The 11,934-nt window shown below is 67.6% G+C and carries 10 protein-coding genes and 1 pseudogene; 6 read left to right on the top strand and 5 right to left on the bottom strand.

What is annotated here, in order from left to right; genetic code table 11:
• The 4 genes from DMB80_RS08115 to DMB80_RS08100 form a co-directional block, all read right to left on the bottom strand.
• Positions 1–737: ATP-binding cassette domain-containing protein (locus tag DMB80_RS08115; protein ID WP_111509358.1), on the bottom strand; the 737-nt coding region annotated here is incomplete at its 3' end.
• Positions 734–1,546, bottom strand: a complete 813-nt coding sequence (locus DMB80_RS08110; protein WP_111509357.1) for an ABC transporter ATP-binding protein — start codon at positions 1,544–1,546, stop codon at positions 734–736. The genes DMB80_RS08115 and DMB80_RS08110, both read right to left, overlap by 4 nt.
• Before the next feature lies 1 nt (position 1,547).
• Positions 1,548–2,507 carry an ABC transporter permease gene (locus DMB80_RS08105; protein WP_111509356.1) on the bottom strand — a complete coding sequence of 320 codons (960 nt, stop codon included), beginning with the start codon at positions 2,505–2,507 and terminating at the stop codon, positions 1,548–1,550.
• A complete protein-coding gene (locus tag DMB80_RS08100) occupies positions 2,504–3,478 on the bottom strand; it encodes an ABC transporter permease (protein ID WP_240431063.1) in 975 nt (324 codons plus the stop codon). Before DMB80_RS08100 ends, DMB80_RS08105 begins: the two co-directional genes overlap by 4 nt.
• A gap of 302 nt (positions 3,479–3,780) precedes the next feature.
• On the opposite strand from DMB80_RS08100, the gene DMB80_RS08095 reads away from it, so the two are divergent.
• From DMB80_RS08095 to DMB80_RS08070, 6 genes and pseudogenes are all read left to right on the top strand, one after another.
• Positions 3,781–5,367, top strand: coding sequence for an ABC transporter substrate-binding protein (locus DMB80_RS08095; RefSeq protein WP_420812144.1), 1,587 nt, complete (start codon positions 3,781–3,783; stop codon positions 5,365–5,367).
• Positions 5,364–6,584: a sialidase family protein gene (locus tag DMB80_RS08090; protein WP_111509355.1), complete on the top strand. Its 1,221-nt coding sequence runs from the start codon at positions 5,364–5,366 to the stop codon at positions 6,582–6,584. Before DMB80_RS08095 ends, DMB80_RS08090 begins: the two co-directional genes overlap by 4 nt.
• Positions 6,581–7,312, top strand: a complete 732-nt coding sequence (locus DMB80_RS08085; protein WP_111509354.1) for an SDR family NAD(P)-dependent oxidoreductase — start codon at positions 6,581–6,583, stop codon at positions 7,310–7,312. Before DMB80_RS08090 ends, DMB80_RS08085 begins: the two co-directional genes overlap by 4 nt.
• Positions 7,309–9,522, top strand: coding sequence for a 4-hydroxythreonine-4-phosphate dehydrogenase PdxA (gene pdxA, locus DMB80_RS08080; RefSeq protein ID WP_111509353.1), 2,214 nt, complete (start codon positions 7,309–7,311; stop codon positions 9,520–9,522). Before DMB80_RS08085 ends, pdxA begins: the two co-directional genes overlap by 4 nt.
• A gap of 9 nt (positions 9,523–9,531) precedes the next feature.
• Positions 9,532–10,335 (top strand): DeoR/GlpR family DNA-binding transcription regulator, encoded by an 804-nt coding sequence (locus DMB80_RS08075; protein WP_111509352.1) that lies wholly within the window; start codon positions 9,532–9,534, stop codon positions 10,333–10,335.
• 79 nt (positions 10,336–10,414) lie between these two features.
• Positions 10,415–10,897: pseudogene (locus DMB80_RS08070) on the top strand (MarR family winged helix-turn-helix transcriptional regulator); the annotation flags it as partial.
• A gap of 12 nt (positions 10,898–10,909) precedes the next feature.
• Here the strand turns inward: DMB80_RS08070 and DMB80_RS08065 are convergent.
• Positions 10,910–11,854 carry an NADP-dependent oxidoreductase gene (locus DMB80_RS08065; protein ID WP_111509396.1) on the bottom strand — a complete coding sequence of 315 codons (945 nt, stop codon included), beginning with the start codon at positions 11,852–11,854 and terminating at the stop codon, positions 10,910–10,912.
• Positions 11,855–11,934 lie beyond the last annotated feature (80 nt).

Here is an 11,934-nt window from a genome sequence, read left to right as displayed (position 1 = left end):
GCGGTGTAGGGCTGGGTCGGGCGGGCCAGAACCTCGGCAGTGCTGCCTGATTCGACGATGTGACCGGACTGCATCACGACGATGGTGTCGCTGATCTCCCGCACCACGCCGAGATTGTGGGAGATGAACACGTAGGTCAGACCGGTGTCGTGCCTGATCTCACGCAGCAGATCGAGCACCTGCGCCTGGACCGACACGTCGAGTGCGCTGGTCGCCTCGTCGCACACCAGCAGCTCGGGTTCGCTGGCCAGCGCACGGGCGATGCCGATGCGCTGACGTTGACCACCGGAGAACTCCGCCGGTTTACGGTGCAGCGCCGTGGACGGCAGACCCACCCGGTCGATCAGCGCGGCGGCGCGCGTCTCGCGCTCGCTCTTGCTGCGCACGCCGCGCAGACGCAGCGGCTCGGCGACGATGTCCACCGCGGACAGGTGGGGGTCCAGCGATCCGTAGGGGTCCTGGAACACCATCTGGATCCTGGATCGGTAGGGCTTGAGCTTCCGCTCCGACATCGTCGCGATGTCGACGTCGTCGATGCAGATCCGTCCCGAGGTGGGGCGGACCAAGCGCACGATCGACTTGGCCAATGTCGACTTGCCGCACCCGGATTCGCCGACGACGGCGAGGCAGGTGCCCCTGTCGACGGACAGGCTGATCGAGTCGAGGGCGCGGAAGACGCCCCCCGCGACCGGGTATTCGACGACCAGGTCGTCGATGCGCAGCAGTGGTTCGCTCATGCCGGAACCTCCAGTTCAGGGTGGCCGTCCAGGCGCGGAACGGCGTCGAGAAGGCGCTTGGTGTAGGGACTCTGCGCGTTACCCAGCAGCTCGTCGGCATTTCCGCCCTCGACGAATCGGCCCTGCTTCATGACGAAGATCCGGTCCGACATAAGCCGCGCTACGCCGAGATCGTGGGTGATCATCAACATCGCCACCCCGGTGCGTTCCTGCAGTTCCAGCAGCAGGTCCAAGATGCTGGCCTGGACGGTGACGTCGAGAGCGCTGGTGGGTTCATCGGCGACGATGAGTTCCGGGCCGGCGGCGAGGGCGGCCGCGATCAAGACGCGCTGCAGCATGCCGCCGGACAGTTGGTGCGGATACTTGCCGAGTTGTTCTGTGGCACGGGGAATGCGGACCTGCTCGAGCAGTTCGACCGCGCGGTCCCGTTGAGCCGTGCGCCCCGTGACCCCGCTGTGGCGGATGGCGTCGCGCAGCTGGGAGCCGATGGTGTGAACCGGGCTGAGCGCCGTCATCGGGTCCTGGGGGATGAGTGCGATGTGGCGACCGCGTATCTTCGCCAAAGCCGCGCTGTTGCCGAGGATGTCGCAGTCCTTGAAACTGGCGTGCCCGGAGAGCACGGCCAGATCCGTGGGCAGCAGGCCCAGGACGCCCATGGCGGTCGTGGATTTCCCGGAGCCGGACTCGCCGATGATGGTGACCGTTTCGCCGGCATCGATGCAGAACGAGACGCCGTCGACCGCGCGGACGACCCCGCGCGCGGTGATCAGTTCGATCTGGAGTTCGTCGACGCGTAACAGGTTGCCCATCTCACTTGTCCTTCCGCTGCAGCGCAAAGCGTTTGAGGGGACCCTTCGATCCGCCGGTGCGATCGCGCATGCCGTCGCCCAGCAGGTTGACCCCCACCACCAGCACGGCGATCACCAGGCCCGGCAGCGTGACCAGCCACCAGGAGGTGGTGACGTAGTCCTGCCCGTCGGAGATGATGCGGCCCCAGGTGGCGAAAGGCCGTTGCGGGCCGGCGCCCAGGTAGGACAGGGCACTCTCCAGCAGCACGGCCTGCGCGAGCAACAGCATGACCACCAGCGAGACCTGCTTGACGATGTTGGGCACGATGTGACGCAGCAGGATCGCGCCGTTGCCCAGGCCGAGTACGTGGGCCGCCGCGATGTACGGTTTCTCCCGTTCGACCAAGGTCAGAGACCTTGTCAGGCGGGCGATTTCGGGCCACTGCGCGATCGCGATGACGAATGTGATCACCGGGATCGATGCCCCGAACAGCGCGACGACGAGCAGCAGCATCATCAGCAGGGGAAGTGACAGCTGAGCTTCGAGCAGGCGGCTGACGATGGTGTCGGTCCACCCGCCGCGGTAGCCGGCGAGCGCGCCCAGTGTCAGCCCGATCAGGCCCGATACCAGCACCGCGAGAAGACCGATGAGCAGCGACACCTGGCCGCCGTAGAGCACGCGCGCGAGCAGATCGCGGCCGAGCTGGTCGGTGCCGAACAGGTGGCCGTCTGTCAGCGGCGGCAAGCGTCGCGCTGCCAGGTTCGTCGCGTCGGGGGACGGGAGCGGCAGGATGCGAGCCAAGGCCACGGGAGCAACGACGATCAGCACGGAGATGGTGCCGACCCAGATCTTGATGCGGCTGTCGCGGCTGCGCCGGGTGGCCCCGGCCCGGGCGATGTCGCGTTCGGTGACGGCAGAAGGACGGGGTTGACCGGGTGGTTCGATCACCATCGTCTGCGGAGGGGTTGATGCGCCGGTCATTTGCCGCGTCCCTTTCCGAGGCGGACCCGCGGGTCCAGGAGTGGATAACAGAGGTCGACCAGCAGCTGGACCAGGATGGCCAGGACGGCGGTGACCAGCACGGTGGCCTGGATGAGCGGGTAATCGCGTGTCTCGAGTGCGCGGACCACCAGTGAGCCGACGCCCGGCCATGCGAACACGACCTCCACGACGACGACGCCGTTGAGCATCGACGCGAAGCGGGTGCCGAGCGCGGTCAGCACGGGGATGGCCGAGTTGCGCAGCGCGTAGCGCCAGATCAGCTCGCGTTCGGACACCCCCCGTGCGCGGCCGACGGTGATGTAGGGGGAGAGGAACGCGCCGACCATCTCGCGGCGGACCATCCGGGAGATGAGGGCCACCTGCAGCACTGCGATCGTGACAGTGGGCAGGATCAGGCTCGACCAGGTGGTGAATCCGGCAGGGGGCAGGATCGGAAACACGACGGCGAACACCGTGATCAGCATCAGCCCGGTCCAGAAGTCGGGCATCGACTGACCGGCGATGGTCGCGGCGTTGGCGGCCAGCTCACGACGCGTGTCGGCATGGTGGGCCATCCAGACCCCGAGGGGGATGGCCACGACCGTCGTCAGGAGGATGGCGGCGACCGCCAGGGTGACCGTGTAGGGGAGTCGCGAGAACACGACGTCCAGCGCGGGTGCCTGGAATGAGTACGAGGTGCCCAGATCCAGATGCAGCAACCCTTGCAGGTACTTCAGATACTGGACGAAGACGGATTCGTCGAGACCCATCTCGGTGCGGATGCGGGCGAGGTCTTCGGTGCTCGCCAGCGGGCCCGCCAGGGCGTAGGCCGGATCGCCGGGGGCCATCCGGATGAGCACGAACACCGTTGTCAGGGTGAGGAACACCGTGAGGAGGCTCTGGCCGAGGCGACGTAATAGATAGCCCGGCATCGGCCCGAGCAGTGCGTCCATCGACCGGCGGCAAGCCATGCCGGCATGGGGAGCCGGTTTCGGTGGGGCCGCGAGTAGTTGATCGGCCATCTCAGTCACCGACCTCTCGATGCGCCTGTGCGGTCATCGTCGACCTTTCGATCCGCCGCGGCGATGTGGTCGCGGCCGTGAAGTGACGAGTTTGTCGTCCAGATCACAATGACACTGATGCGCACAACGCGCAAGTACGGATTTCAATATTGCGTGTTACGCGCAAAACGGTTACGTTGTTGTGGTCGCGATCACAACTCATGCGCATCTCGATGCGTCACCGCGACAACCCCGTCGAAGTTGGAGGGTCGATGATGACCGAATCGCTCGCCGATCGTCGCCTGTCGCGACGCTCGATGCTGAAATCGAGCCTGCTGTTCGGTGCCGGTCTGGCCATCGCTCCCGCGGTGGTGTCCTGCGCCACGCCGACGGGACGCCCGGGACCGACCACGATCAGCCTCGGTCTCAATCGGGCGCTGAACACGCTCGACAACAAGCTGCTGCAGTACGACGCCGCGCTGACCGTGCAGCGCGCGGTGCGACAGGCGCTGACCGAGATCGACGCCGATCTCAAGCCCCGACTGGTGCTCGCCGACCAGTTCCGGCTCGTGGACCCGACCACCTGGTACGTCCGGCTGCGGCCCGGTATCCGCTACTCGGACGGCGCACCGGTCGAGGTTCGTGACGTGGCCACGGCGCTGTCGATGTACTCGCAGGTCAACGGATCCTTCGTCGCGGGCTTCTTCCCCGAGTGGCCCACTGTCGAGCAGATCGACGACGCCAGCTTCACGTTGCGCACGACGCGACCCGTGCCGGTGCTCGACTACCTGATGAGCAACATCCTGATCACCCCGGCGGCGGCCAACAAACCCGAGGACCTCTCCGGTGGAGTCGGCACCGGACCCTATGTGGTGACGCAGTCGGATCGCGGACAGGGCACCTACACCTTGGCGCGCAACGAGAACTACTGGGGCCCAGCGCCGCACGTGGAATCGGTGCGGGTGCGGTTCATGCCCGACGAATCGAGCCGCGTCGTGGCCCTGCGCAGCGGTGAGATCGACGTCATCGACTCCATCACCCCCGATTCCACCGACCAGATCTCCGGGCTGGCCGGCGTGGCCGTTCAGCATGCGGACGGGGTGCGTCTGAACCAGCTCTTCTACAACTTCCGCAAGCCCCCGAGCTCTCCGATGGCAGATGCGCGGGTGCGCCGGGCGCTCACCTACGCCATCGACGGACAGTCTCTCATCGACAACGTCATGCAGGGCTCGGCCACCGCCTCCCGCGGCGTCATTCCGTTGAGCTTGGCCGGCGCCGTCGAAACCGGCAGCTACACCTACGATCCGGACCGCGCCAAGTCCGAGCTCCGAGCGCTGGGACTCGATGATCTGCGCGTCAAGATCATCTGGGAGAGCGGCGAATTCGCAGCAGACACCGACATCATGGAATCGGTGGTGCAGATGCTCTCAGCCGTGGGGGTCAACGCCGTGCTCCAGCAGTTCGAGCCCGGTGGCGACATTGCCCAGTGGCGGCAGGGTAAGGCCGGCGACTGGGACATCCTCGGCAACGGCTACCCCAGCCCCACCGGCTTGGCGCTGACGATCATGCAGGGGATGTATGCAGGCACCGCCGCCAAGGAGGCCACCCGGGACACCTACCACGGGTACGTGTTTCCCGACATCACGAAGACCATCACGGCTGCCTCCGAAGAAGTGGACCCTGTCCGCCGCGATGCTCTGCTCGCCGACGCGCAACGGCAGATCTGGGCGACCTGCCCGTGCCTCTGGTCCTTCGTCCCGAAGGCAGTCCTCGGACGCCGGACTCGGATCGACGGGATCAACCTGCGCCCCAACAACTCCTACGACCTCGCCGCTGTGACGCTGAACGGAAACGCATGAGCACCGCCACCGCCGACACCACCACCCTGCATCCCGACGGCGTGCTGCGGGATCACGCCGAAGAGGGCCGCCGCGAAACGTTGCTGCCGCCGCCGCACATCCAGAACCACGCCGCGAACCTCACGATGCTGCCCGACGGATCCCTGGCGTGCGTGTGGTTCTCGGGTACGCAGGAGGGTGTGGCAGACATCAGCGTGTGGTTCTCCCGACTGCCCGCCGGCGACACGGTCTGGACGCAGCCGGTGCAGATGTCCGACGACAGCACGCGGTCCGAGCAGAACCCCGTGCTGCACGTCCGCGATGGCGGTGAGGTGTGGCTGCTGTGGACGTCGCAGCACGCCGGCAACCAGGACACCGCGCGGGTGCAGCGACGCATCTCGAACGACGGCGGAAACACCTGGGGCCCGGTGCACACCATGGTCGCCGAAACCCCGCATGCGGGTGTGTTCATCCGCCAACCCCTGACCGTGCTGCCGAGCGGCCGACTGCTGCTGCCGATCTTCTACTGTGTGCGCACCCCGGGCGAGAAGTGGGTCGGCAACCACGATTACAGCGCTGTGCTGATCTCCGACGACGCCGGATCGACCTGGCGTGAGGTGGTGGTGCCCGAGAGCATCGGCTGCGTACACATGAACATCGGCCGTCTCTCCGACGGCACACTGGTCGCGCTGTTCCGGAGCCGCTGGGCCGATTCGATCTACCGCAGCGTGTCCACCGACGACGGCGAATCGTGGTCGGCGCCGCAGCCCACCGAACTGCCCAACAACAACTCCTCGATCCAGTTCGTCGTGCTGCCCGACGATCGACTTGCGTTGGTGTACAACCACTCGAGTGCAGCCGACGCCACGGCCCGACGTCTCTCGCTGTACGACGAGATCGACGACGACGGACTCGCCGAGGGCGCCCAGCAGCCTGTCACCCCTGAGCCGTCGGTGGTCGACGCCGACGCGCGCACCGCGTTCTGGGGCGCCCCGCGGGCCCCGATGACGCTCGCGATCTCCCGTGACGGCGGACTGACGTGGCCCGTCCGCCGCACCGTCGAAGACGGTGATGGTTACTGCCTGTCCAACAACTCCCGCGACGCGCTCAACCGCGAGCTGTCGTACCCGTCGATCTGCGCGGACGGTCAGACGCTGCACGTCGCGTTCACGCGCTTCCGCCAGGCGATCGAGTATGTCGGACTGGACAATTCGTGGGTGTACGGAAGCGCGACATGAGCGAGGTCGAACAAGCCGTCCAGCAAGCCGTCCAGCAAGCCGTCCAGCAAGCCAGCCAGCAAGCCGTTGTGACGGGGGTCAGCTCCGGCATCGGCGCGGCCATCGCCGAGCGGCTGCTCGCCGACGGCTGGGGCGTGCTGGGGCTCAGTCGCCGCAAGCCCGCCCTCGACGACGACCGTTTCGACTGGTGCGAAACCGATATGGCGGACTTCGACCAGATCCAGCGCCACCTCGCTGGGCTGCAGACCGTCGACGCGGTCATCCACGCGGCCGGTGTCCAGTTCGCGGCGCCGGTGGGTGAACTGGATCTCGGGCACAGTGCGCAGATGTGGCGCATTCACGTCGGTGCGGCCGAAGCGCTCGTCGACACCCTCGCTGCCAGGATCACCGAGGGTGGCCGCATCGTCCTGATCGGCAGCCGCACGATGAGTGGCAATCCCGGCAAGAGCCAGTACGCCGCCACCAAATCCGCACTCACGGGCATGGCTCGCTCGTGGGCAGCAGAACTCGTCACGCGCGGCATCACCGTCAACGTCGTCGCCCCGGGACCCACGGACACCCCGATGCTGTCCGACCCGAACCGGGCACGAACTGCCGCCACGGTGCCACCGATGGGGCGCCTCATCGATTCCGGTGAAGTCGCCGGCCTGGTCGCCTTCCTGCTGGGCGCCGATGCGCGCAGCATCACCGGCCAGGTCATCACCCAATGTGCAGGCCTGTCGCTATGAGCACTTGCGCCGACATCCTCGTTCTCGCCGATGACCTCTCCGGAGCCGCCGAGGCCGCCGCATCCTTCCTCGGCCGCATCCCCGAGGCGAGGCTCGTGCTGGACCCGGCGCACGCGGATCTTTCCGGCGTCACCGTTGTCGACCTGAACACGCGGGGAGCTGCGCCGGCACAGACGGATTCGGTGCTGACAGCCACCCTCGACCGCAGCCCCGCGGGCCGCCTCACGATCGTCAAGATCGACTCACTGTTGCGCGGGCACATCGGTTCGACCGTGGACGTCCTGGCCGATCGCGGCCCGGTCGTCGTCGCGGCCGGGCTCCCCGGTCTCGGCCGCACTGTGCGCGACGGTGTGCTCCATGTCGACGGCGTTCCCCTGCACCGCACCGACCTGTGGCACCTGGAGCCCGCACCACCGCCCGAGTCGATCACCGACGTCGTGCGACACCCCAGCCGCATCTGTTCGTCGCCGGGGGATATCGCCGCTGCGGTGGCCGACGGTGCGGTGGCGATCTGCGATGTGGCCTCAGACTCCGACCTCGATGCCGCGCTCGCCGCCGCTCGACAGGTACCGGGTGTCCAGTTGATCGGAACCGCAGCGCTGACGGCTGCGCTGGCGCGCACACTGGACGCGAGCTCTCCTGTACCAATCGCCGAGAGCAATTGTCCCTCAGTTGTTTTGACTGTCGTGGGCACCGGCGCCAGGAATGCGACGGCACAGGTCGCGGCGCTCGTCGACACCGGTGCGGTACCGATCACGGTCGAAGCCGGCGAGCTCCTCACGGGCACCGCCGAATCGTCCCGGCTGGCGGAGGCATTGGCCACGCACGCGCAGGTCGTCCTCACCATCGGCGGATCGGTTCCCGCACCGCAGCGCGCAGAACTGGCCACCCGGCTGGGCTCGTACGTGGCCGCCGGTGACCGCGCCGCGACGCGCCGCCCCGACTTCGTCCTGACCGGCGGGGAGACCGCCCGCGCGGTCATCGACGCGCTCGGATACGACGCGCTGCGGCCGGTCGACGTCGTGCACCACGGAGCCGTCGTCAGTGTGACCTCCGACGGTCGGCGAATCGTGACTCGCCCCGGAAGCTTCGGCGATCGCGACAGTTTCGTCGACATCACCGCGCACCTCAGTTTCGTTCGTGCGCAGAACGTTTCACCCACCCACCAGTTGAAGGGCACCACCATGACGCCGAACTCCGGCACCGCAGCACTTCCCGTCGTCGCCGTCACCATGGGGGATGGCGCCGGGATCGGCCCCGAGGTGATCGTCCCTGCACTCCTGGACGACGCCGTCGCGGGGTGGTGCGTCCCCGTTGTGATCGGAGATGCGAAGCGCCTGACCCAAGCCGCGGACATCCTGGGGATCACGTGCGACATCGTCGCGGTCGAGACGGTCGGCGACGCCCGTGTTGCGCCGGGCCGGATCAACGTCATCGACCTCGACCTGCTTCCGGCAGATCTGCCCTGGGGTGAGCTGTCGGCCGTCGCCGGCAACGCCGCCTACGAATACATCCGAGTGGCAAGCGAACTGGCGGTGCGCGGCGAAGTCCAGGCGATCTGCACCGCGCCGCTGAACAAGGAGGCGCTGCACGCCGCAGGACACATCTATCCGGGGCACACCGAGCTTCTCGCCCACCTGACCGGTACCGAGGAGGTGTCGATGATGTTGTCGTCGCCGAAGCTGAAGGTCATCCACGTCACCACCCACATCGGGCTGCTCGACGCCGTCGCCAAGATCGAACCGGGTCTGGTGGAACGTACGGTGCGCCGCGGGCATGACGCACTCGTGCGGTCCGGCAATCCGCATCCCAAGATCGGGCTCTGCGGTATCAACCCACACGCGGGGGAGAACGGGCTCTTCGGCTACGGCGAAGAAGACCAGAAGATCGTGCCGGCTGTCGAAGCGCTGGTGGCCGACGGGATCGACGCGCACGGACCACTGCCGGCCGACACCGCCTTCTTCCTCGCCGGCCGCGGCGACTACGACCTGATCGTGGCGATGTACCACGATCAGGGACATGGACCGGTCAAGGTGCTCGGCATCGAGGCGGGCGTCAACATCACGGTCGGGCTGCCGGTCATCCGGACGTCGGTCGATCACGGAACGGCCTTCGACATTGCGGGCAAAGGCATCGCGGAGGCGGGTAGCATGGTCGAAGCTCTGCGCCAGGCCGCCGAACTTGCCACCAGCACAACGGTTCTCAATTAGGAGTGGGTGATGCCACCACGTGGGTCGACGGGCCGCCGCGCTGAGATCATTCGGCTGGCCCGGTCCACAGGGCTGGCAAGCGTCGAAGAACTGTCGGCCCAGTTCGGCGTGACCGCGTCGACGATCCGCCGCGACCTGAGCCTGCTGACCGAACAGGGACTGATCGCGCGCACCTACGGCGGCGCGATCGCGCTCGGGCGGCAGCCGGAATCCTCGATCCGGCAGCGGGCGATGCAGGGGTTCGACGCCAAGCACGCCATCGCCAAGTGGGCCGCCGAGCAGGTGCAACCCGGCGAAACCATCCTGCTCGATGCGGGCACCACGGTAGGGGCGATGGGCGATTACCTGCGCACCGTCGCCGATCTCACGGTGGTGACCGCTGGTCTCACCGCTCTCGAAGCCCTTGCCGACGCTGACGCTGTCCGTGTCGAATGCATCGGCGGCACTCTGCGGCACCTCAGCCAGGGTTTCGTCGGCCCGTTGGCCGAGGCGACGCTGGAGCGGCTGACGTTCGATCGCGCTTTCCTGGGCGCAGACGCGGTCAACTCGGAACTGGGGATTTGCGAAGCGGAGCTGGAACAGACTCGGCTCAAGGAACTGATGATGCAGCGCGCGGAGACGGTCTACGTGCTGGCCCACGCAGAGAAGCTGGGGCGCAGGCCCTTTCACGCGTGGGCGCCGATTCCGGCCGGCGCCACGCTGGTGACCGACTCCGACGTCGCCGAGGACCAGATCCGTTCGTTCGAAAAGGCTTCGCTGACTGTCGCGGTGGCGCCGCGGCTTCTGGACCCGGCGGTCAGACCCGCGACGTGATCCGCGGACCGCGATGGCTCACGCGGCGTGCCCGCGGTCAGGCCCTGGCACTTCGATATCGAAGCACTACAGTCGGGCCATGGCCGACGCCCTGAACCCCGTCCAACTGCGGGCGTACTTCGCACTGATGGAGTCGGTCAGCTTGTTGCAGTACGCGGTACGTCAACAGCTGTTGGACGACGGGGGCTTGAGTTACGTGCAATTCGAGATTCTCGCTAAACTCTCGGACAACGATCGACCGCTCACGATGACCGATCTCGCCGACGGCGTCGTCTACAGCCGTTCCGGGTTGACGCACCAGGCCGGGCTGCTCGAGAAGCAAGGTCTGATCAGCCGCGCCGCGTCCTCGGAGGACCAGCGCGCCACCGTCGTCGAGATCACCGAGCGCGGCCGTGACCGGCTGGCCGCGGTGTTGCCGGGGCACATCGACGTCGTGCAGGAGTTGCTCTTCGACGCGCTGTCCGCCCGAGATGTACGCGCACTGGCAGACATGATGAGCGCGGCGCGCGACCACATGCGTGCTCGCCCGCCGCGCTCGGCCGCCCCCCGCAGACACCGCGCCGACGGACCGGCGTCAGTGTCGCGCGGGGACGAGCAGCGTCTTGCCGTGCAGGCGCCCCGCGTCAGAGGCGTCGTGCACCGCGGCGGCCTCGGCAAGAGGGCGGCGATCGGCGACCTCGATGCGCAGATGTCCGTGGTCGACGCGGTGCGCCAGTGCAGCCAACTGGGCGGCGTCGCTGCGGACGAACACGCGCTGGGTGCGGATTCCCCGCGGCGGGTTCTCGAGTCCGAACACCATGGTCCCGACGTGGAAACCGCCGTCTCCGATCAGGCTGATCAATGCCTCGGTCTGCGAGTCGGTGGTGGAGACCAGGTTGAGCACCACGTCGAACGGTGCCCCCTCGACGCGGATCGGTGATCGGTCGTAGTCGAGGTATCCCACCGTGCGATCAGCGCCGAGATCTAGCAGCCGCTGTGCGTCGCGGTCCCGCGCCGTGGCGGTGACGTGTGCGCCGGCCTGCTTGGCCAACTGCACGGCGTAGCCGCCGACGGCTCCGGAGGCGCCGTTGATCAATACACGTTGCCCGGCCGTGAGCCCGGCGATCTCGAACAGCGCCTGCCAGGCGGTCAGTGCGGGCTCGGGGAGTGCTGCGGCGTCGACGAGGGGCACCGACGTGGGGGCCGCCGCCAATGCGTCGGCGGGCACCAGGGCGTACTCGGCTGCCGCGCCGTCAGCGTCGAGGGGCAGGAACGCCACCACGGCGTCGCCGAGCGCCCATCCGGTCACGCCGTCGCCGAGCTCTGCGATCGTGCCGGCCACGTCCACACCCGGGATGTGGGGGAAGTCGACCTTGTAGACCTCTGCCAGGTAGCCGCCCCGGATGCCCGCGTCGACCGGGTTGAACGATGTGGCGGCGACCTCGACCAGCACCTGCTGCGGGCCGGGTGTCGGGCGCGGAGCGTCCTCGTAACGCAACACGTCACTGCCGCCGTACTCGTGGTACCGCACTGCCTTCATGGTGTCCTCCTCGATCACGTGCTTCGCATTCGAAGCATCTGTGGGGGGACAACTCGCTTCGACATCGAAACATTCCGGAG

Source organism: Mycobacterium kyogaense, assembly GCF_003254575.1.
GTDB classification, from domain to species: Bacteria; Actinomycetota; Actinomycetes; order Mycobacteriales; family Mycobacteriaceae; genus Mycobacterium; species Mycobacterium kyogaense.
Note: the sequence above shows the minus strand (reverse complement) of the source record. Positions and strands in the feature narration are given on the sequence as shown.

What these genes read in the sequence shown, in the direction of transcription:
- DMB80_RS08110 (WP_111509357.1), bottom strand. Translation starts at nt 1,546, where the DNA reads ATGGGCAACCTGTTACGCGTCGACGAACTCCAGATCGAACTGATCACC.
- DMB80_RS08105 (WP_111509356.1), bottom strand. Translation starts at nt 2,507, where the DNA reads ATGACCGGCGCATCAACCCCTCCGCAGACGATGGTGATCGAACCACCC.
- DMB80_RS08100 (WP_240431063.1), bottom strand. Translation starts at nt 3,478, where the DNA reads ATGGCTTGCCGCCGGTCGATGGACGCACTGCTCGGGCCGATGCCGGGC.
- DMB80_RS08095 (WP_420812144.1), top strand. Translation starts at nt 3,781, where the DNA reads ATGATGACCGAATCGCTCGCCGATCGTCGCCTGTCGCGACGCTCGATG.
- DMB80_RS08090 (WP_111509355.1), top strand. Translation starts at nt 5,364, where the DNA reads ATGAGCACCGCCACCGCCGACACCACCACCCTGCATCCCGACGGCGTG.
- DMB80_RS08085 (WP_111509354.1), top strand. Translation starts at nt 6,581, where the DNA reads ATGAGCGAGGTCGAACAAGCCGTCCAGCAAGCCGTCCAGCAAGCCGTC.
- pdxA (WP_111509353.1), top strand. Translation starts at nt 7,309, where the DNA reads ATGAGCACTTGCGCCGACATCCTCGTTCTCGCCGATGACCTCTCCGGA.
- DMB80_RS08075 (WP_111509352.1), top strand. Translation starts at nt 9,532, where the DNA reads ATGCCACCACGTGGGTCGACGGGCCGCCGCGCTGAGATCATTCGGCTG.
- DMB80_RS08065 (WP_111509396.1), bottom strand. Translation starts at nt 11,854, where the DNA reads ATGAAGGCAGTGCGGTACCACGAGTACGGCGGCAGTGACGTGTTGCGT.